Origin of the sequence: Dokdonella sp., assembly GCF_039926425.1 — a bacterium.
Classification (GTDB): Bacteria; Pseudomonadota; Gammaproteobacteria; order Xanthomonadales; family Rhodanobacteraceae; genus Dokdonella_A.
In genome coordinates this window covers 1-18,467 of the sequence record NZ_JBDSWZ010000079.1, presented here as the reverse complement: position 1 = coordinate 18,467, position 18,467 = coordinate 1, and the positions used below count along the sequence as shown (strand labels likewise).

The 18,467-nt window shown below is 64.7% G+C and carries 17 protein-coding genes; 13 read left to right on the top strand and 4 right to left on the bottom strand.

Going from position 1 to position 18,467, the window contains the following annotated elements; all coding sequences use genetic code 11:
* Position 1: 1 nt before the first annotated feature.
* Both ABIV12_RS04895 and bchF read right to left on the bottom strand, forming a co-directional pair.
* Positions 2-1,288, bottom strand: coding sequence for a ferredoxin:protochlorophyllide reductase (ATP-dependent) subunit N (locus tag ABIV12_RS04895; RefSeq protein ID WP_348056826.1), 1,287 nt, complete (start codon positions 1,286-1,288; stop codon positions 2-4).
* On the bottom strand, positions 1,285-1,809 hold the full coding sequence (bchF, locus tag ABIV12_RS04890; protein WP_348056824.1) for a 2-vinyl bacteriochlorophyllide hydratase: 525 nt from the start codon (positions 1,807-1,809) through the stop codon (positions 1,285-1,287). The genes ABIV12_RS04895 and bchF overlap by 4 nt, the downstream gene beginning before the upstream one ends.
* A 324-nt stretch (positions 1,810-2,133) precedes the next feature.
* Here bchF and ABIV12_RS04885 point away from each other — a divergent pair, with 324 nt between their 5' ends.
* The 9 genes from ABIV12_RS04885 (at position 2,134) to ABIV12_RS04845 (ending at position 12,825) form a co-directional block, all read left to right on the top strand.
* Positions 2,134-3,084, top strand: a complete 951-nt coding sequence (locus tag ABIV12_RS04885; protein WP_348056822.1) for a hypothetical protein — start codon at positions 2,134-2,136, stop codon at positions 3,082-3,084.
* A 77-nt stretch (positions 3,085-3,161) separates the two neighbouring features.
* On the top strand, positions 3,162-4,583 hold the full coding sequence (gene ppsR, locus ABIV12_RS04880) for a transcriptional regulator PpsR (protein WP_348056820.1): 1,422 nt from the start codon (positions 3,162-3,164) through the stop codon (positions 4,581-4,583).
* Positions 4,584-4,899: 316 nt separating this feature from the next.
* On the top strand, positions 4,900-5,787 hold the full coding sequence (chlG, locus tag ABIV12_RS04875; RefSeq protein WP_348056818.1) for a chlorophyll synthase ChlG: 888 nt from the start codon (positions 4,900-4,902) through the stop codon (positions 5,785-5,787).
* Positions 5,784-7,148, top strand: a complete 1,365-nt coding sequence (locus tag ABIV12_RS04870) for a BCD family MFS transporter (protein ID WP_348056816.1) — start codon at positions 5,784-5,786, stop codon at positions 7,146-7,148. Before chlG ends, ABIV12_RS04870 begins: the two co-directional genes overlap by 4 nt.
* Positions 7,145-8,353, top strand: a complete 1,209-nt coding sequence (locus tag ABIV12_RS04865; RefSeq protein WP_348056814.1) for a geranylgeranyl diphosphate reductase — start codon at positions 7,145-7,147, stop codon at positions 8,351-8,353. Before ABIV12_RS04870 ends, ABIV12_RS04865 begins: the two co-directional genes overlap by 4 nt.
* On the top strand, positions 8,350-8,847 hold the full coding sequence (locus ABIV12_RS04860) for a TspO/MBR family protein (protein WP_348056812.1): 498 nt from the start codon (positions 8,350-8,352) through the stop codon (positions 8,845-8,847). The genes ABIV12_RS04865 and ABIV12_RS04860 overlap by 4 nt, the downstream gene beginning before the upstream one ends.
* A 3-nt stretch (positions 8,848-8,850) precedes the next feature.
* Positions 8,851-9,225, top strand: a complete 375-nt coding sequence (locus ABIV12_RS04855; RefSeq protein ID WP_348056810.1) for a hypothetical protein — start codon at positions 8,851-8,853, stop codon at positions 9,223-9,225.
* A gap of 84 nt (positions 9,226-9,309) precedes the next feature.
* Entirely contained in the window at positions 9,310-10,554 is a 1,245-nt protein-coding gene (locus tag ABIV12_RS04850) for a PAS domain-containing protein (RefSeq protein WP_348056808.1), read from the top strand.
* Positions 10,555-10,635: 81 nt separating this feature from the next.
* Complete coding sequence (locus ABIV12_RS04845) at positions 10,636-12,825, top strand: GAF domain-containing protein (protein WP_348056806.1); 2,190 nt, start codon at positions 10,636-10,638, stop codon at positions 12,823-12,825.
* Between the two features lie 13 nt (positions 12,826-12,838).
* Here the strand turns inward: ABIV12_RS04845 and ABIV12_RS04840 are convergent, their stop codons facing one another.
* Positions 12,839-13,492: a biliverdin-producing heme oxygenase gene (locus ABIV12_RS04840; protein ID WP_348056804.1), complete on the bottom strand. Its 654-nt coding sequence runs from the start codon at positions 13,490-13,492 to the stop codon at positions 12,839-12,841.
* Between the two features lie 220 nt (positions 13,493-13,712).
* On the opposite strand from ABIV12_RS04840, the gene bchI reads away from it, so the two are divergent.
* The 3 genes from bchI to ABIV12_RS04825 are packed head-to-tail and all read left to right on the top strand — an operon-like array spanning position 13,713 to position 17,316.
* Positions 13,713-14,750, top strand: coding sequence for a magnesium chelatase ATPase subunit I (bchI, locus tag ABIV12_RS04835; protein ID WP_348056802.1), 1,038 nt, complete (start codon positions 13,713-13,715; stop codon positions 14,748-14,750).
* On the top strand, positions 14,747-16,555 hold the full coding sequence (locus tag ABIV12_RS04830) for a magnesium chelatase subunit D (RefSeq protein WP_348056801.1): 1,809 nt from the start codon (positions 14,747-14,749) through the stop codon (positions 16,553-16,555). The genes bchI and ABIV12_RS04830 overlap by 4 nt, the downstream gene beginning before the upstream one ends.
* Before the next feature lie 56 nt (positions 16,556-16,611).
* Positions 16,612-17,316 carry a hypothetical protein gene (locus ABIV12_RS04825; RefSeq protein ID WP_348056799.1) on the top strand — a complete coding sequence of 235 codons (705 nt, stop codon included), beginning with the start codon at positions 16,612-16,614 and terminating at the stop codon, positions 17,314-17,316.
* A 21-nt stretch (positions 17,317-17,337) separates the two neighbouring features.
* On the opposite strand, the gene idi is transcribed toward ABIV12_RS04825, so the two are convergent.
* A complete protein-coding gene (idi, locus tag ABIV12_RS04820) occupies positions 17,338-17,991 on the bottom strand; it encodes an isopentenyl-diphosphate Delta-isomerase (protein WP_348056797.1) in 654 nt (217 codons plus the stop codon).
* 117 nt (positions 17,992-18,108) lie between these two features.
* On the opposite strand from idi, the gene ABIV12_RS04815 reads away from it, so the two are divergent.
* Positions 18,109-18,467: NAD(P)-binding protein (locus ABIV12_RS04815; RefSeq protein WP_348056792.1), on the top strand; the 359-nt coding region annotated here is incomplete at its 3' end.

Genomic DNA, 18,467 nt, shown 5'->3' with positions numbered 1-18,467 from the left:
GTCAGGCCACCAGTTTCATGCGTCGCACCAGCGGACGCGCAAACAGCTCCGCGAGATCGCCGGCTTGCTCGTAGCCATGGATCGGCGTGAAGACGAGTTCGATGGCCCATTTGGTGGTCATGCCTTCCGCTTCCAGCGGATTGGCCAGACCGAGTCCGCAGACCACGAGGTCAGGCCGTTCTTCGCGGCAGCGATCCAGCTGTCGATCGACATGCTGGCCTTCACTGAGCCGTGTGCCAGGAGGCAACAACTCCAGCTCCTCGGCCAGATGCTGGCGATGCAGGAACGGAGTGCCGACTTCGGTCAGCTGCATGCCCAGTTCGGACGCCACGAAGCGTGCGAGTGGAATCTCCAGCTGCGAATCGGGAAAAAAGAAGATGCGCTTGCCTTGCAGCTGGGCGCGATAGCGCGACACCGAATGCAGTGCACGTTCGTGCGCCACCGCGGTGACGGCGCGGAAGTGACCCGGCTCGATCGCCCACTCGCGAGCCGCCGACTGCAGCCACGCCGTGGTGCCCTGTGCACCGAGCGGAAATGGCGCGGCGAGACGAACCGCGCCGCGGTCCTCGAGAGTCCGCGCTGTTTCAGCGAGGAACGGCTGCGCCAGCAGATAGCGGGTGTGCGGTCCGACCGGCGGAAGCGCGCGCGCGGTCCGCGGCGGCAGAAAATGGACCGGCCCGATGCCGAGCTGATCGAACAGCCGACGGAACTGGTCTTCCACGACATCGGCCAGCGCGCCGACGACGAGCAGCGAACGCTCACCGGTGCTGTCGGTCGGCAGCACGGGGACCAGTGACGCGAGGCATGCATCTTCGCCCTGCGTGAAGGTGGTCTCGATGCCACTGCCCGAGTAGTTGAGGATGCGCACTGCCGGCGAATGCTTTGAAGACAAGCGCTCTGCAGCACGCGACAAATCCAGTTTGATCACTTCGGACGGACACGAACCGACGAGAAACAGCAGCCGGATGTCCGGGCGTCGGGCGAGCAGGGTGGTGACGACGCGATCGAGTTCTTCGTTTGCGTCGGCGAGCCCGGCGAGGTCGCGTTCCTCAATGATCGCGGTGCCGAAACGCGGCTCCGCGAAGATCATCACGCCCGCTGCCGACTGCATCAGGTGCGCGCAGGTGCGCGATCCGACGATGAGGAAAAACGCATCCTGGATCTTCCGGTGCAGCCACATGATGCCGGTCAGCCCGCAAAACACCTCGCGCTGTCCACGCTCGCGCAGAATCGCCGGCGCGGGGTGAGCGGTGCTCGGACACTCTTCGACGCGAAGGGGGATGTTCATTCGGCGACAACCATCGGCGTGCGACCAGCCCCAACAGAGGATCGCGCCTGATCGAGACGCGCAGCGCGCAGCTTCAGCACGAATTGCCCGGCATTGATGACGTAGGCGAGATACGCCGCGAGCGCAAGCTCCATCCGCCCGGTGACGCCGAGCGAGTCAGTCGCGAGAGCGACGAGGTAGGCGGTATGCAGCGCCAGCACCAGCATGCTGAACACATCTTCCCAATAGAACGCCGGCGCAAACAGATAGCGTCCGAAAACGACCTTCTCCCAGATCGCGCCGGTGATCATGATCAGATACAGCGTGAGCGTCTTGACCACGACCGAGATCGTTGCAGCCGTTTCCCCAGCCCCACTGTCGAGATAGCGCAACACCAGCGCAAGACTGGTGAGGAAAACCAGGAATTGAACCGGCGCAAGGAGTCCCTGTACGAGCGTCCACCCCGACGCATCGCGACGTAGCCGCTGTTCGGGCGTGTAAAGCGGTGCCCGTGGCTGCGGTTTCGCTGAATCCTGCCGCATTTCTTCGCATCCGCCGCTCGTCGTTGACCGTTCGGAATCTAGACCCGCGGTTTCTGACTGTCAACTAAATGCGACGTCTAAGTTTCCTTACACCGAAAAAGTGTCGGATGTGCGGAAAAGGGTTTGACGAGTCGCGCGGCCGGTGGGACGATCCGTCGCAGCCCGCCAGATTGACTTTGCTCGAAGGGCCAAGGGTTCGACGTTTCAAAAAGGCCTTAAAAAAGGTCTCCAACAGCGATTGGCCGGCGTCCTTGTTGTTCCAGGAAACCGACCCAGTGCAGCGTCGAAGAACATCCGCACCGTGTATTTGGGGGAGGAAACCAAATGAACGGCTTGACGCCTGACCGTGTGACGCGCCCTGGCGCATGGCGCAACTCGACCCGCCGTTCGCTGAAGACGGGTTCTGGAAAAACCGAACCGCATCGCGAGGATGGCCGCTCGCGCGGCGCGTCCGGCTCGACATTGGGGACTGGAGATCTCGGTCGCGCGGTCGAGATGGAAGTCATACCCCGGCTGATGGTCGCCTATCGATCGTCGACGCCGATGGTCGAGTCATCGTGGTCTCCTGGACGTCCGGACGTGCTGGAGTTCAGCGCACTGGTCTCGACTCAGCGTGCGTCCTCAGTGTGGGACTGGGTTTCGGCGCGGCTGTCCGACGCGACGACGCCACAGGCGCTCTACCTCGAACTGCTCATGCCGACGGCGAACCTGATCCTGGAGCGCTGGCAGGCCGACGTCTGCCACTTCGAGGAAGTCGCGCTCGGCATGCTCAACCTGAAGCATGTGCTGCATTCGCTGAGTGCGAATACGCCGCTCGCGATGCAGGCGACCGCGTGCGGTCGCAGGGCCCTGGTCCTTTCTGCGCCGTGCGAACAGAACATGCTGGGCGTCTTCATGGTGACGGAGTTCTACCGCTGCATGACCGCGGAGTTCTTCTATCGTGCCGGATGGCACGTCTGGCGCACCCTTCCGTCGTCGCGCCCACAGCTTGCGCAGATCCTGCAAACACAGTGGTTCGACGTGATCGATGTCGCGTCGAGTTGCTCCGGACGTTTGCCGCAGTTGTCGGCGGACATCGCGGAGATGCGGCGCACCTCCCTCAACGGAGCGGTCGGCGTCACGGTCAGCGGCCCGGCGTTTGGCGCCCATCCGGAACGGGGTGCAGGCATCGGTGCCGATGGGTGTACAGGCGATCCTCGCGATACACTCGCCAGGGCCGAATCGCTTGCCGCACGTCGCGACGGCCAGGGAAATGGTGCCGAACGACAACCGTAGGATCTGGATATGGGGTCATGGCTCGGAAACCGATGATTGAGGTCGCGAAGGTCAATGCTTCGATACGAGCTCCGCGCGTGAAGCAGGTCCCGAGTCCCGGCAGCTGGCTGGGCGGGCTCGACGCGACGGGCGTTGCGGCACTCGTCACCGCCGCCGCCGACCTCTCGCTGATCCTCGATGCCGACGGCACTGTCGTCGATGTGAGTTTTGGCAGCGAAGACATGGCGAGGGAGGGCTACCGAAAGTGGATCGGTCAGCCCTGGATCGAAACCGTGACCCCGGACAGCCGGTCCAAAGTCGAGGCTCTGCTGCGCGACGCCGCTGATCCCGGCGATCACAAGTGGCGCTACGTCAATCACAATTCGTCGCGCGGCGGCGACGTGCCGGTGCTGTATTCCGCAGTGCGCGCAGGTCGCGATGGGCAGATCGTCGCGTTCGGCCGCGATATGCGCGAAATGACCGGGCTGCAGCAGCGTCTGATGGACGCGCAGCAGTCGATGGAACGCGATTACTGGCGTTTGCGGAACGTCGAAACGCGCTACCGCATGCTGTTCCAGATTTCGGCCGAGGCGATCCTCATCGTCGATGCGGCCACCGACAAGGTCGTGGAGGCCAATCCAGCCGTCGCGGAGCTGCTGGGCGATTCCGCCAAACGCGTGATCGGCAAGACGGTCTTCGAGTGCCTCGGTGTCGAAAACGCACAAGTCATGCAGACTCTCGTGGCGGGCGCGCGGGCCACAGGCCGCACCGACGACATTTCGATCCGACTCGGCATCGACAGGCGCGAATACCTGGTGTCGTCGTTCTATCTGCGCCAGGGCAACGACGCGCTCTATCTTTTGCGCATTGCGCTGCCGCGGATTGAAATGGGGCCTGCGCAGTTGCCGAAAACCGTGCTTCGCGCGCTGGAGTTTTCCGCGGATGCGTTTGCGGTGACCGACATCGACGGGCGCGTCGTCGCCACGAACCGCGCGTTCCTCGATCTGTCGCAGATGCCATCGGACGCGCTGGCGCGCGGTGAATCACTGGATCGCTGGATCGGTCGCTCGCGCGTCGATTTCAGCGTGCTGATGGCCAACTTGCGCCAACACGGCACGATTCGACTCTTCGCCACGACGCTGACCGGCGAGCACGGCGCCGTTGCCGAGGTCGAGGTCTCCGGTGTCGCAATGCCAGCGGCCGATCCGCCGTGCATGGGATTCAACATCCGCGATGTTGGTCGGCGCATTGCGTCCGACGCAACGGGCCACGTCGCAGACCAGCCGCGCTCAGTCGCGCAGCTGACCGAGCTGGTCGGTCGCGTTCCGCTGAAGGAACTGGTCCGCGACGCCACCGATCTGGTCGAAAAGCTGTGCATCGAGGCGGCGTTGCAATTGACGCGCGACAATCGCGCATCAGCAGCGGAGGTGCTTGGTCTCAGCCGGCAGAGCCTCTACGTAAAGCTGAGACGCTACGGTCTTGGCGATGCGACAGGCGAGTCCGACGACGCCGAAACGTGAGCATGACCTTTGCAGGAGTTCCGATCCTCGATTGGGTCCTGCTCCTTGTTCTTATCGGATTCGGCGTCGAGGCCTACGTCACGACACGCGCACCACGAAACCCGTCAAGCCAGGAAACGCCCGGGAAACAAGGCGGTTGCGAGGATTCGCCAGGCGATCGATAGGTGATGGTCGCGCCGCTTGAAGCGCGGGTCGCACCGTTGCCCATGGCCGCATCTTCGCACCGGCAAACGCGGCGCTGAAAAGTGTCACGAATGCTGGACACATTGACGCGTCATGTGCAACGCTCGGGGCGTCCGATTCGTCTGGAAAATGCATGCCACGGGTCGCCCTTTCGGCCGTCGCTGAACTCCTGAAGCCGATCACCTGGTTTCCGCCGATGTGGGCGTTTGCGTGCGGAGCGGTGGCCTCGGGGATGCCGGGGCACGGACGCTGGGGCGTGATCGTTCTGGGGATCGTCCTGGCCGGACCGCTGGTGTGCGCAACGAGCCAGGCAGTCAACGACTGGTTCGACCGCGAGGTCGATGCAATCAACGAACCGCAGCGGCCGATTCCTTCCGGACGAATTCCGGGACGATGGGGGCTGTACATCGGCATTGGTTGGACTCTGCTGTCGTTGCTCGTCGCAACGCAGCTCGGTCCTTGGGGATTTGCCGCCGCTGCGCTTGGCCTCGTGCTCGCGTGGGCGTACAGCGCACCGCCGTTTCGCCTCAAGCGCAACGGCTGGTTTGGCAATACGGCATGCTCCTTCAGTTATGAAGGCCTCGCCTGGCTGACCGGCGCCGCAGTGATGGTGGGCGGCGCGATGCCCGATGTTCGCTCGTTCGCGTTGGCCGGTCTCTACAGCATCGGCGCGCATGGGATCATGACGCTCAATGATTTCAAGGCCATCGCGGGCGATCGCGCGATGGGCATCGCATCGCTGCCGGTGCAGCTCGGTATCGATGGCGCGGCCTACGCGGCGGCGCTGATCATGACGCTTTCGCAGGTGATGGTGATCGTCCTTCTCGCTGCATGGGATCGCCCTGTGCAGGCACTGGTCGTCGGCGGACTGCTGATTGCGCAGGTGCTGATGATGGAGCGCTTCACGCGCAGCGCGGTCGATCGCGCACTGTGGTACAGCGGGTTTGGCGTTCCGCTGTTCGTCAGCGGCATGATGGTGAGCGCGTTCGCACTGCGCAGCCTGACCGGAGCGGGCGCATGAAGGCGGCCTTGTTCGGCTGGTCAGCGATCGCGCGCCTCGGGCTCGTCCAGGCGGCACTGGGTTCCATCGTGGTCCTCGCGACCTCGACGATGAACCGTGTCATGGTTGTCGAGCTGGCGCTGCCGGCGATCCTCCCAGGCGCACTGGTCGGCTTGCACTACGCGGTGCAGATCCTGCGGCCGCGATTCGGTTTCGGCTCCGACATTGGTGGGCGGCGCACGCCGTGGATCATCGGCGGCATCGCGACGCTCGGCGCGGGTGCAGTGCTCGCAGCGCTCGCGATCGCATGGATGGAAACATCGCGGGTCGGAGGAATCGTCGCTGCGTTCGGCGGATTCGTGCTGATTGGCGCCGGCGTCGGTGCGGCGGGGACCTCATTGCTGGTCCTGCTGGCGAAGCGGGTGGACGCGCCGCGCCGCGCCGCGGCAGCCACCGCCGTGTGGCTGATGATGATCGCCGGGTTCGTGATCACGACGATCATCGTCGGAAAGTTGCTGGATCCTTATTCGGCGGTCCGGCTCGTCGAGCTCACCGCGGCGGTCTCTGCGATTGCGTTGGCACTGACGCTTGTCGCTGTCGCCGGTCTCGAAGGCCGCGGTGCAGGCGGTGAAACGCCCATGTCCGCGGGCTCCGACGGTGCAACGGCGAAGCCGCCCTTTCTGGAAGCGCTCGCGCAGGTGTGGGGCGAACCGCAGGCACGTCGGTTCACCGTGTTCGTGTTCGTGTCGATGCTGGCCTACAGCGGCCAGGAACTGATTCTCGAACCGTTCGCAGGGTCTGTCTTCTCGATGACCCCGGGTCAATCCACGCAGCTGTCCGGTGTGCAGCACGGCGGCGTGCTGGTCGGAATGTTGCTGGTCAACCTCGCGTGCGCTGCGCTGCGGGGGTCGTGGATCGGTTCGTTGCGCACCTGGACAGTGCTGGGTTGCGTCGCGTCGGCGCTTGCGCTGGTTCTGCTGTCGATTGGTGGATCGATCGGCCAGTCATGGCCGCTCACGCCGAACGTCTTCGTGCTCGGCGTCGCGAACGGAGCGTTTGCCGTGGCGGCCATCGGTTCGATGATGAGTTTCGCCGGTAGTGGGCGCGGGTCGCGCGAAGGAGTGCGCATGGGACTGTGGGGCGCGGCGCAGGCCGTCGCATTCGGACTCGGCGGATTCCTCGGAGCTGCGGGCAGCGACCTCGCGCGATTGTTCGTCGCCTCGCCGGGAAGCGCCAACGGTCTGGTGTTCGCTGCAGAGGCGTTGCTCTTCCTCGCGGCGGCGCGACTTGCCGCCGGCATCGGCGCGTCGGAAACGGACAGGACAGCACAGTCGCGGCCCGCCATCACGGCCGCATCGGCATCACGGGAGACAGCAACATGAATCGTGCATCGGATGGTACGGAGATCTTCGACGTCGTCGTCGTGGGTGGCGGCCCGGCAGGCGCGACGGCGGCGCATGAACTGGCTCAAGGCGGTCGATCGGTGTTGCTGCTTGACCGCTCCGGTCGCACCAAGCCGTGTGGTGGCGCGATTCCGCCGCGTCTGATCCGCGACTTCGGGATTCCCGATGATCTTCTGGTGGCGAAGATCACCTCCGCGAGGATGATTTCACCAAAATCTGAAAATGTGGACATTCCGATCGAAAATGGATTCGTCGGCATGGTCGATCGCGAAGCCTTCGACCCATGGTTGCGCGAACGCGCGGTCGCGAGTGGCGCAGATCTGCGCAGCGGAACCTTCAAGCTCTTCAGTCGCGACGGCGATGGTGTCGCGCGAATCCACTACCGTCCGGGCGCTGACCCGGATGCCGGCGCCGTGCACAGCGTGCGCGCCCGTGCAGTGATCGGCGCGGATGGCGCCACATCCGAGGTCGCAAAGCAGACCATCAAGGGGGCCGAGCGCATGCGTTACGTGTTCGCCTATCACGAGATCGTCCGTTCGCCGACGGTCCCTCATGCCGCATTCGATGCGCAGCGCTGCGATGTCATCTATCGCGGCGAGTTGTCGCCCGATTTCTACTCGTGGGTTTTTCCTCATGGCGCAACCACCAGCATCGGCACCGGCAGTGCGCGCAAGGGATTCTCGCTGCGAACCGCGGTCAGCGCGCTGCGCGGCGCAAGTCAGCTCGATGGCGAAACGATTCGGCGCGAGGGTGCACCGATTCCGATGAAACCGCTGCCCCGCTGGGACAATGGACGCGACGTGGTGCTCGCGGGCGACGCGGCGGGCGTCGTCGCGCCTGCATCCGGCGAGGGGATCTATTATGCGATGGTCGGCGGACAGTTTGCGGCGCAGGCGGTCGAGGCGTTGCTGGTGACCGGTGACGTGCGATCGCTGAAGCTCGCGCGCAAGAAATTCATGAAGTTGCACGGACTGGTGTTCTGGGTCCTCGGCATCATGCAGCGCTTCTGGTACAGCAGCGAAGGACGGCGCGAGCGCTTCGTCAGCATCTGCAAGGATCCAGACGTCCAGAAACTCACTTTCGAGGCCTACATGAACAAGGAACTGGTGCGCCGCAAGCCGATGGCGCATGTGCGCATCTTCTTCAAGGATCTGGCTCACCTTCTCGGCCTTGCTCCGGCATGACGCGGACTGGACGGCAGCGGTGGAAGCCGGTGGTGATCGCATTGCTGGCGGCTGCCGCCGCCAGCGGATTCGGCGCGCTCGCGACTGATCTCAGTGCGTGGTACTACGCACTTCAAAAACCGTCGTGGCAGCCGCCCGACTGGCTGTTCGGTCCAGTCTGGACGACGATCTTCGCACTCGCCGCGCTCTCGGGACTGTTGGCCTGGCGTCGTGCTCCCGATGCGACGAGCCGCCGCCGCATGCTGATCGTGTTCGCTGCCAACGTCGTTCTCAACGTGGTGTGGAGCGTGCTGTTCTTCCGCATGCACCGGCCGGATTTCGCGTTGTACGAGGTGTCTCTGCTGTGGTCGTCGATCGTCACTCTGATGGTGCTGATGTGGAATTACTCGCGCACCTCGAGCCTGTTGCTGACGCCATACCTCGTCTGGGTCAGTTTCGCGTCGATCCTCAATCTCGCCATCATCCGTCTCAACGGACCTTTCACAGGCGGTTGACCCATGACTGCAGACAGCATGGTCGCGTTTTTCGGCTCCGGCCGAATCGTCGATCTGGTGCTTGCCGTCATGCTGGTGGAAGCGCTCGCACTTGGCCTCTACTTCCGGCGCACGTCGAGCGGGATCTCGTTCACTGACCTGCTCATCAATCTCGCATCCGGCACTTGTCTGCTGTTTGCGTTGCGTGCCGCTCTGACCGGGCAGTCGTGGACGTGGATTGCGGTGGCGCTGGTCGCGTCCCTGATCGGCCACCTGCTCGATCTTTCCCGGCGTTGGCGTCCGGCGTCGCCCAGGTCCACGCTGCCGTCGGCGCAGGAAGGCTCTCCGCAGGATTCTTCGCAGCCGGACAGAAAAAAAACTATCATGGGCAGTGGCTGAATCGATGGAGTCGATCCGGCGATTTCGAGTTCGGCGACAACGAGCAACCCGCTCCACGTCGTTTCGCACGTGCAGGAGCGGCACATGAGCAAAAAGCCTCGTCCGTTCGCGGATCTCAGTGCGTTGTCCGACCTTGCACCGGAGCTTGCGGACATGCTTGTGTCGGTCGCCTACGACATTGCACTTGTGCTCGATGAGGGCGGAGTGATCCGGAGTGTGGCACTCGGCGAAACGCAGGCCGTTTCCGAATCGGCTTGCGAGTGGGTCGGCCAGCGCTGGAGCGACACCGTCACCGGGAACACGCGCGAGAAGGTCGAGGCGGTTCTCGACGATCTCGCCAGCACCGGCGTGTCGCGACTGCGCCACGTCGAGCACGCGTCCGAAGGTCTGGACATCCCGATTGCGTATGCCGCGGTCCGGCTGGGCGATCAGGGTCCGACGCTGGCCGTCGGTCGCGACATGCGCGCGGTCGCCGCGATGCAGGAGCGTCTGCTGCAAAGCCAGAAAGACATGGAGCGTGACCATTGGCGGCATCGCCAGGCGGAAACGCGCTACCGCTTGCTGTTCCAGGTGTCGAGCGAGCCCGCGCTGATCTTCGATGCGTCGAGCCTGGGTGTCCTTGACGCGAACGCAGCTGCTGCACGCATGCTCGGACAATCAACCCGGCAGATTGCAGGTCGGTCAACCGCCGATCTGTTCAGCGCGGATGCGCAGCGGGAGTTGACCGCTGGTCTCGAGGCGGCGCGCCGCACCGCGCGTGTCGCGGAAGGCGTTCTGCGGCTTGGCGATGATCGGGCGGAGATCGGGTTTTCGGTGACGCCGTTCGACAACGAGGCGGTGCCGGTTCTGGTGGTGATGTTCCTTTCCGCGTCGATTGCGCCACGGGCCGACACGGCGCGCGATGCCATTTCGGTTGGAGCAGACGCGGACCGGATATTTGCAGACCTCATTCGTCGCGCTCCGGATGCGGTGGTCGTCTGCAGTGGTGCCGGTCGCATCGAAATCGTCAATCAGGCGTTGCTTGATCTGCTGCAATGTCCCCCCGGTCGGCACATCGTCGGCGGCAATCTCGAGGACTGGATTTTCGTGGACCCCGCGGGATCGAAAGAATCGAGCATCGGAATGCTACTCGCGCGTGTTCGGCGCGAAGGGTCGCTCGGCCTGCAGGCTGGCCGGCTGCGCCGCGCAAGCGCCGATCGGGTCGATGTGGAATTCTCGGCGACGGTTGTCGGGCAGGATGGCCTCGTCGGATTTCTCATCCGCGTCTCGCATCATTCGACGATGCAGCACCTCGACGATGGCGAACGTCCTGATCGCAACGTGCATTGAGCGCGTGGTCGCTTCCGGTCACCGGTTGATGTTGCGCGCCTGCGAACACGAGCGTGTTCCCGGCCGTCTTGCGGGCCGGAAATGACGGGCCTGCTGCTCAGTCCGGCGTTTGGTCAGGCCGACCTCACCAACTGCGAGCGCGAGCTGATCCATCTTGCGGGTTCCGTGCAGCCACATGGCGTGCTGCTGGTCCTTCATGAAACCGGCTTGCGCGTGGAAATGGCGAGCGCAAACGTCGCAGGTCTCCTGGGGATTCCCGTTGAGGCGCTGGTGGGTCGCTCGATCGCAGAACTCGGCGGCAACCTGCAACGTCGAATCGAGCGACTGCTTGACGGTGACCTTCTCGACGAACCGCAACCTCTGCGCTGCTTTGTCGATGCAACCGGAAATTCCCGTGCACTGGAGTTCGAAGGCATCCTTCATCGGATTGCCGGAGAGCGACTCATCGTCGAGCTGGAGCCCGTCGATTCGGACGTGTCTGCGATCGAGAGCATTGACATCACGGGCGAGGAACTGCGCCTGCAGCTTGGCACTGCGGTCGAGCGGTTCAGCAGTGCGACGAGCGTGACCGCGCTTTCTGACTCCGTGGTGCAATCGCTGCGCGCGCTGCTGGGCTACGACCGGGTGATGGTCTACAAGTTTGATCCGGACGGTCACGGCGAGATCATTGCGGAAGCACGCAGGAAATCGCTCGAATCCCTGCTGGGACATCATTATCCGTCGACCGACATCCCGCATCGCGCGCGCGCGCTCTACGTTCGCAATCGCGTCCGCGTCCTCGTCGACGTCCACTACGAGCCGGTTCCGGTGCTGCCCGACAGCAGCGAACTGGACATGTCGCTGTGTTACCTGCGGAGCATGTCACCGCTCCACCTGCAGTACCTCAAGAACATGGGCGTCACCGCCACCCTGGTGGTGTCGCTGGTTCGCGAAGGTCGCCTGTGGGGCCTGATCGCCTGCCACCACTATTCGCCGCGGCGGATCGGATACAGCCTGCGTGCGGCGTGCGGGCTGCTCGCCGAAGTCATCTCGACGCGCATCACTGCAGTCGAGAATTACGCGCACGCGCAAGGGGTCATTCTTGTGCGTGCGCTCGAACAGCGGCTGATCGACGCCACATCCACGGATGGCGACTGGCGGCGCGCGCTGTTTCGCAGCCCGCGAACGCTGCTGCAACCGCTCGATGCAACGGGTGCGGCATTGTTTTTCGAAGACGAGATCCAGACCGTTGGCGACGTGCCATCGACCCCCGAGCTGCGGAAACTTCTTGCGTGGGTCGCCGCGCAGAAGACCGATTCGATGTTCTGCTGTTCATCGGTGTCGCGCGAAAACCCTGCGTTCGCGTCGATCAGTCCGACCGCGAGCGGGTTGATCGCCCTGGAGCTCTCGATTTCGCGGCCGGATTACCTGATGTGGTTCCGCGCCGAACAGTACAGCGAGGTGACGTGGGCGGGAGATCCGTCCAAAGCGGTGATCGACAACGATCCGATGAACCTGTCGCCGCGACGGTCATTCGAGGCGTGGTCGCAGATCGTCCGCGGCACCGCATCGCCGTGGTCGAATGCCGAGATTGCCCTTGCGCGCGCGATCGGCGTCACGCTGATCGACATCATCGTGCAGATCCAGGCGGTGCGCCTGCTCATCGCGCAGCACCAGTTGAACCTCGTGCGCGTCACCGTGGCCAACGCGCGCGAGCCGGTCGTCATTGCCGACGCAGGCGGCAACATTCTCTTCAGCAACGACATGTTCCATACGCTGATCGGCACATCGGCACTCCGCACGCTCGACGAACTTGCGGGTGCCTTCACCGAGTCGGCGGATGCGCGTGCGATGCTCCGCACGATTCGCGAGCAGCGTCGACCGTGGCGAGGCGAGCTTCGGTTTGGCGGCGTGTCCACGCCCCATGTCCCGGTCGGCGTTCGCGCCGATGTGGTCCCCGGTCCGCTCGGTGCAGTGCTTGGATTCATCCTGATCTTTACCGATCTGTCGGAAAACAAGCGCGCCGAGGCGGCGCGTCGACAACTGGAGGAGGCGCTCTATCAGGCGAGTCGGGCCGATGGTCGCAACGCCGCCGATTTGGCGAGCGCGCAGCCGCCAGACGCACTGGTCGGTGCGATCCTCACCAACGCGCGTCTTGCGGCGATCGACATTGCGGACGGCAACGGCAACAGCGGAGTTGCAGCGTTGATCGAAGATCTTCGAACAGCCACGCAACGTGCGACCGCGATCTACTCGCAATTGCGCGCTTACGAAAAAGATCGCGACGGTTGAGTTCGCCGGGCGATCAGGACGGCGGAGCGACCGCCAGCTCCTCGAACAGTCGCACGTGCATCGAGAAGGATCGACGTGCCTCGCCGACGATAATCGCTGCGAGGGCAGCGTTGACGGGAATGCCGTCCAGCTGGCGCCGGAAGCGTTGCGCGAGAGCGCCCGCATCGGGCGTGGCGAAACGGTAGAACTCGGAGCCAGCCGTCCCCTCGAGCTGCAGCGATGCCTGCACGATGCGTGCAAGGATCTGACCGCCGCTGAGATCGCCGAGATAGCGGACATAGGCGTGCGCCACCAGCGTCGCGGGATTCGCGGCGGTGACCACAATGACGTAGTCGCGGGTGGTCGGGGTAATGGCGAGATCGCGCCATTCGGCGCCATGCAACGCATCGAGGTCTTGTTCGAGCGGACGACGACGCCACAGCAACGGGTCGTACAGCGGCGCAATCAGCGGATGCGCGGCGTGCGCTTCAAGGGCGGCTTCCAGCGCAGCATAGATCGCGTGGAGGTTGCGTAGAAGCAGCACGTACGCAGCCCGTTGCACATCGCCGCGGAGAAGCGCGCGCATGATCCCGCTGCGTTCGGCCTGGGTGTGCAGGTCGCGCGTCCTGGCACGAAGCTGCGCGGACAACGACAACGGACCCGGTGGTTCGGGACGGCCCGTATCCATCTCAAGGGCTCATGCGAACGACGTTCATTGATGCCGGTTCGGTCGGCGAACGCGGAGTGACCCGCATGCATGCGGGGTCCTCCGGTCGACAATCACGAAAAGTCGCCCGAAGGTGTCTGCTAAACTTGACGTCAAGTGCGAATTCCGTCCGGTACGGTGGGCGATCGTAGCGCGTTCGGACCCGCAGCGGTCCTTCCTCGGCGGCGGACAATTCTCGACCATGGGACAGCCTTTTCCTTTTTCCGCGATCGTCGGCCAGGAGGAGATGAAGCAGGCGCTGCTGATCGCCGCGGTCGACGCAAGCATTGGCGGCGTGATGGTGTTCGGCGATCGCGGCACCGGCAAATCCACCGCGGTGCGCGCGCTTGCGGCGCTGTTGCCGCCGATGAGTGCCAACGTCGGCTGCGTCTACGCCTGCGACCCGGCGACAGAACAGCAGTGGTGCGCCGACTGTCGTGCGCGCAGTGAACACACCGCGCTCAAGGCGCATCGCATTCCCGTCCCGGTTGTCGACCTTCCACTCGGTGCCACCGAGGACCGCGTGGTTGGCGCGCTGGACATCGAACGCGCACTCGCCGATGGCGTGAAGGCATTCGAACCGGGACTGCTGGCGCGTGCAAATCGCGGGTTTCTGTACGTCGACGAGGTCAACCTTCTCGAAGATCACCTCGTCGACTTGCTGATCGACGTCGCCGCGTCGGGTGAAAACCTGGTCGAGCGCGAAGGCCTGTCGGTTCGACATCCGGCGCGGTTCGTGCTGATCGGCAGCGGCAATCCGGAAGAAGGGGAATTGCGGCCGCAACTTCTCGACCGGTTCGGCCTCTCGGTCGAAGTCAGGACGCCGACCGACCTCGGCGCGCGTGTGGCGGTGGTCCGACGCCGCGACGATTTCGAACGCGATCGCACCGTCTTCATCGAGCACTGGAAGAAAGACGACGACCGCGTCCGGCGACACATCGTCAAGGCGCGTGCGCGTCTCCCGGCCATCGGCGTTCCCGACAGTGCGCTCGAGCGTGCCGCGCAGTTGTGCATGAGCCTCGGTACCGACGGTCTTCGCGGCGAACTGACGCTGGTCCGTGCGTCCCGCGCGCTCGCCGCGCTGGCCGGAGATGCGGTCGTCGGTGACGACCATCTGCGCCGCTCCGCATCGATGTCGTTGCGGCATCGCCTGCGCCGCGATCCACTGGACGACACCGGCTCCACCGCTCGGGTCGAACGCGCGGTGGCGCAATTGTTCGGGCCCGGAACGGCCGCGTGAGCGACGCGGACGACGAGGCGCGCTGGGCGGACGCAGCGCTTGCCGCGGCGCTGATTGCGATCAATCCGACCGGCTTGCGTGGCGCATGCATCCGCGCCCCGCACGGGCATGCGCGTGATCGTTGGCTCGGGCTGTTGCGCGACTACCTGCCGCCGGTCGAGCCTCTGCGAAGGGTGCCGGTGAATGTCGGCGACGAGCGGCTCCTCGGCGGGCTCGACCTCGCGGCGACCCTTGGCGCAGGTCGTGCGATCGCACAGCGCGGCATCCTGGCGGACGCCGATGGCGGCTTCCTCGTGCTGCCGATGGCCGAACGCTTCAATGCGTCCACCCTTGCGCACATCGCGGCGGTGCTCGATACCGACACTGTCGTGCTCGAGCGCAACGGACTCGCGTCCCGGACGCCTGCACGGATCGGGGTCATTGCATTGGACGAAGCGGGCGATGACGAGGAACCTGTGCGGGCGAGTCTGCTCGACCGACTGCCTTTCCTCATCGATCTGTCGGGACTGCGCGCGAAGCACGTCGACGCGACCGTATTCGATGCGGATGCCATTGCGCTCGCGCGAACGCGACTTGCTCGGATTCGCGGCGACGATCTTTGCGAAGCAGTCTGTTCGGTGGCGATGAAGCTCGGCGTTGCGTCGGTCCGTGCATCGATCATGGCGATACGCGCGGCCTGTGCGCTCGCCGCGTTGCACGGACGGGCGCAACCAACGGACCAGGACGCTGCGTGCGCGGTGCGGCTTGTGCTCGCGCCGCGGGCGGCCGTTCTGCCGGAGCAGGCTGCTCCCTCGGAAACCAGATCCGACCCGCCGCCTGCGCCGGATGAGTCCGGACGCAACGAACCGCCTCCATCAACCGCGGGAGAGAGCGATCCGCACGACGACGGCGATGAGTCCGATCGACCTGACATGCCACTCGATGAGCTGCTTCTTGCCGCCACTGTCGCCGCGATTCCACGCGGGTTGCTGCAACGGTTGCGTGTGCAGGACAGCGGCGCGTCGCGCGCGCGGACCGACGGTCGGGCCGGCGCACTGCGGCAATCGATGCGGCGCGGCCGTCCGGCAGGAACACGACCGGGCGACCCGTCTGCCGGCATCCGTCTCAATCTCGTCGAAACGCTGCGCGCGGCAGCGCCGTGGCAGCCTTTGCGACGCGCTGCGCGAGCACCATCGCTGGCCCGGCGCGTCGAGATCCGTCGCCAGGATTTCCACGTCACGCGCTATCGACAGCGCACGCAGACCACCACCATCTTTGTCGTCGACGCCTCCGGGTCTTCTGCAATCAACCGGCTCGCCGAAGCGAAGGGCGCAGTCGAGTTGCTGCTCGCCGACTGCTACGTGCGACGCGACCAGGTGGCCGTGATCGGCTTCCGTGGCACTGACGCCGAACTGCTGTTGCCGCCGACCCGTTCGCTGATTCGCGCCAAACGCAGCCTCGCCGGACTTCCCGGCGGAGGCGGTACTCCGCTCGCCGCCGCGATCGATGCCGGCATCGCGCTCGCGGAACAGGTCAAGCGCGCAGGCCATTCGGCAACGCTGGTCCTTCTCACCGATGGTCGGGCGAACATTGCGCGAGATGGTTCCGGAAACCGTGAGCGGGCCGAGTCCGATGCGCGTGCCGCCGCGTCGCGTCTGCGTGCGGCGTCGATCACCACGCTGTTCCTAGATACCTCGCCGCGCCCGCAAGTCGCTGCAGCACTGCTCGCCGCAGCAATGGATGCGACGTACCTGCCACTGCCCTACGCGGACGCGGCGTCGCTGTCGAGCGTCGTCAAGGGCGCACGCGCGCCAGCAAGGCGCTAGGCATGCGGAACACACATCCCGTGGCAGATCGTGCAAGAGCGACAGGGTTCGGCGCGATGCGCCTCCTGCTCGGGGAGACGCACACGTCGCGCGAACGGTCCGATTTCGAATCCGCGGCCTCGACCGAATCACTGGCGCACGGCGATGGTCATCCGGTCATGCTCCTGCCGGCGTTCGCAACGGGTGACCTTGCGCTGGCGCCAATGGCGCGCGCGATCGATCGACTCGGTTACGCGGTTCACGGATGGAACGAGGGCCGCAATCTCGGCCTCAGCCTGCGCGTGCTCGAACGCCTGCTCGCTCATGCGCAACACATTGCGGACGGCGCGAAAACGCTCACTCTGATCGGCTGGAGTGCCGGTGGACTCTACGCGCGCGAAATGGCGCGCCGTCGACCCGGGCTGGTTCGAAGGGTAATCACGCTGGGAACTCCGATCCAGCCATGCGCGGCAGAACTCGCCGGCGCCTACCGATGGATTCGATCGTTCGAGACGCTTCGCAGTGCGCTTGGCGACCCCGGTTTCGTTCCTTCGCACGCGGTGCCGGTCGTGCCAACGACAGCCATCCATTCGAAAAGCGATGCAGTCGTGCCGTGGCGGAACGCGCTCGAGCTGGAAGGCCCGTGCACGGAAAACGTCGAAGTGCCCGGCGGTCATCTCACATTGGCGTGCAGCATGCCGGTCTTGCGGATCGTGGCCGCACGGCTGGCGTTGGCGCCAGCCACAGACGTCGTCGATACCTCGGCAAACACTGTCGCCTGAGCGGACATCGCCACGCGAGCGTCAGGCGGTGCGGGCGATACCGCGCCGGATCCGCGCCCACTCAAGCTTGAACCACGGTGTGAAATCACGCGGGTGGCGCTTCATTTCCAGGTCGAGCTCAGCGGGCTCGATGTAACGCACATCGGAGATTTCGTTCTGGTTGAAATCCGGCACGGTGTTCGAGCAGCCCGAGTAGACCCAGCACAACTCGTTCTCCGCACCCGCCGCATCAAACTGCGCCTGGTACTGGAACTTGAACAGGAACTCGAGGGGACAGCTGAGTCGCAGCTCTTCGTGAAGACGACGGTGAACCGCGCTGTTGATGTCTTCGCCGCGACGCGGATGGCTGCAGCAGGTATTGGACCAGTAGTCGGGCCACAGTCGCTTGGTGGCCGCGCGACGCTGCATCAGCAGGCGACCGCGCTCGTCGAACACGAACAACGAAAATGCGCGGTGAAGGCGTCCGGCGCCCAGATGTGCTTCGGACTTCGGGAGGTAGCCGATTTCGCGATCATCCTCGTCGACGAGGATCAACGGTTCGTTGTCGAACGACACCACGGCGTTGCGGATGTTCGGAACGCTGTCCATTTCAACCTCCACGCCGGACGAACGAATCAGCGGATATTTTCGCGACAGCACCACACGCGCAGGTTCGCCGACTGTGTCGGCTTTCATCGTGGCCAAGCCCATTCGAGGGCTCTCTCCCCGGCGTGGCGCGAGCGTCGACAAGCGCGGAAATGCGGCGTGGCTTTTTCAGTTGTCACTCCATTCGGACTTCTATATTGTCACACAATGTTGACACTTCCCAGTCCGTCCGGACTGTCTCCCGGGCCCAGGCGCAGTCCTCCGGTCGCGCTGGTGATCGGCGCCGGATTCGGCGGGCTTGCGGCTGCAGTGAGGCTCGGCGCGCGCGGTTACAAGGTGACCGTGCTCGAGAAGCTTGATGCGCCCGGTGGTCGCGCGTACGTGTATCGACAGGACGGTTTCACGTTCGACGCCGGACCGACGATCGTGACCGCGCCATTTCTGTTCGAGGAGCTGTGGACGCTGTGCGGTGAGCGGCTCGCCGACCATGTGGAGTTGCGTCCGGTCACTCCCTTCTATCGCATTCGCTTCGACGACGGAGAAGTGTTCGACTATTCCGGCGACGC

Coding starts and splice junctions, on each gene's coding strand:
- ABIV12_RS04895 (WP_348056826.1), bottom strand. CDS start 1,288: ATGAACATCCCCCTTCGCGTCGAAGAGTGTCCGAGCACCGCTCACCCC.
- bchF (WP_348056824.1), bottom strand. CDS start 1,809: ATGCGGCAGGATTCAGCGAAACCGCAGCCACGGGCACCGCTTTACACG.
- ABIV12_RS04885 (WP_348056822.1), top strand. CDS start 2,134: ATGAACGGCTTGACGCCTGACCGTGTGACGCGCCCTGGCGCATGGCGC.
- chlG (WP_348056818.1), top strand. CDS start 4,900: ATGCCACGGGTCGCCCTTTCGGCCGTCGCTGAACTCCTGAAGCCGATC.
- ABIV12_RS04870 (WP_348056816.1), top strand. CDS start 5,784: ATGAAGGCGGCCTTGTTCGGCTGGTCAGCGATCGCGCGCCTCGGGCTC.
- ABIV12_RS04865 (WP_348056814.1), top strand. CDS start 7,145: ATGAATCGTGCATCGGATGGTACGGAGATCTTCGACGTCGTCGTCGTG.
- ABIV12_RS04860 (WP_348056812.1), top strand. CDS start 8,350: ATGACGCGGACTGGACGGCAGCGGTGGAAGCCGGTGGTGATCGCATTG.
- ABIV12_RS04855 (WP_348056810.1), top strand. CDS start 8,851: ATGACTGCAGACAGCATGGTCGCGTTTTTCGGCTCCGGCCGAATCGTC.
- ABIV12_RS04850 (WP_348056808.1), top strand. CDS start 9,310: ATGAGCAAAAAGCCTCGTCCGTTCGCGGATCTCAGTGCGTTGTCCGAC.
- ABIV12_RS04845 (WP_348056806.1), top strand. CDS start 10,636: ATGACGGGCCTGCTGCTCAGTCCGGCGTTTGGTCAGGCCGACCTCACC.
- ABIV12_RS04840 (WP_348056804.1), bottom strand. CDS start 13,492: ATGGATACGGGCCGTCCCGAACCACCGGGTCCGTTGTCGTTGTCCGCG.
- bchI (WP_348056802.1), top strand. CDS start 13,713: ATGGGACAGCCTTTTCCTTTTTCCGCGATCGTCGGCCAGGAGGAGATG.
- ABIV12_RS04825 (WP_348056799.1), top strand. CDS start 16,612: ATGCGCCTCCTGCTCGGGGAGACGCACACGTCGCGCGAACGGTCCGAT.
- idi (WP_348056797.1), bottom strand. CDS start 17,991: ATGAAAGCCGACACAGTCGGCGAACCTGCGCGTGTGGTGCTGTCGCGA.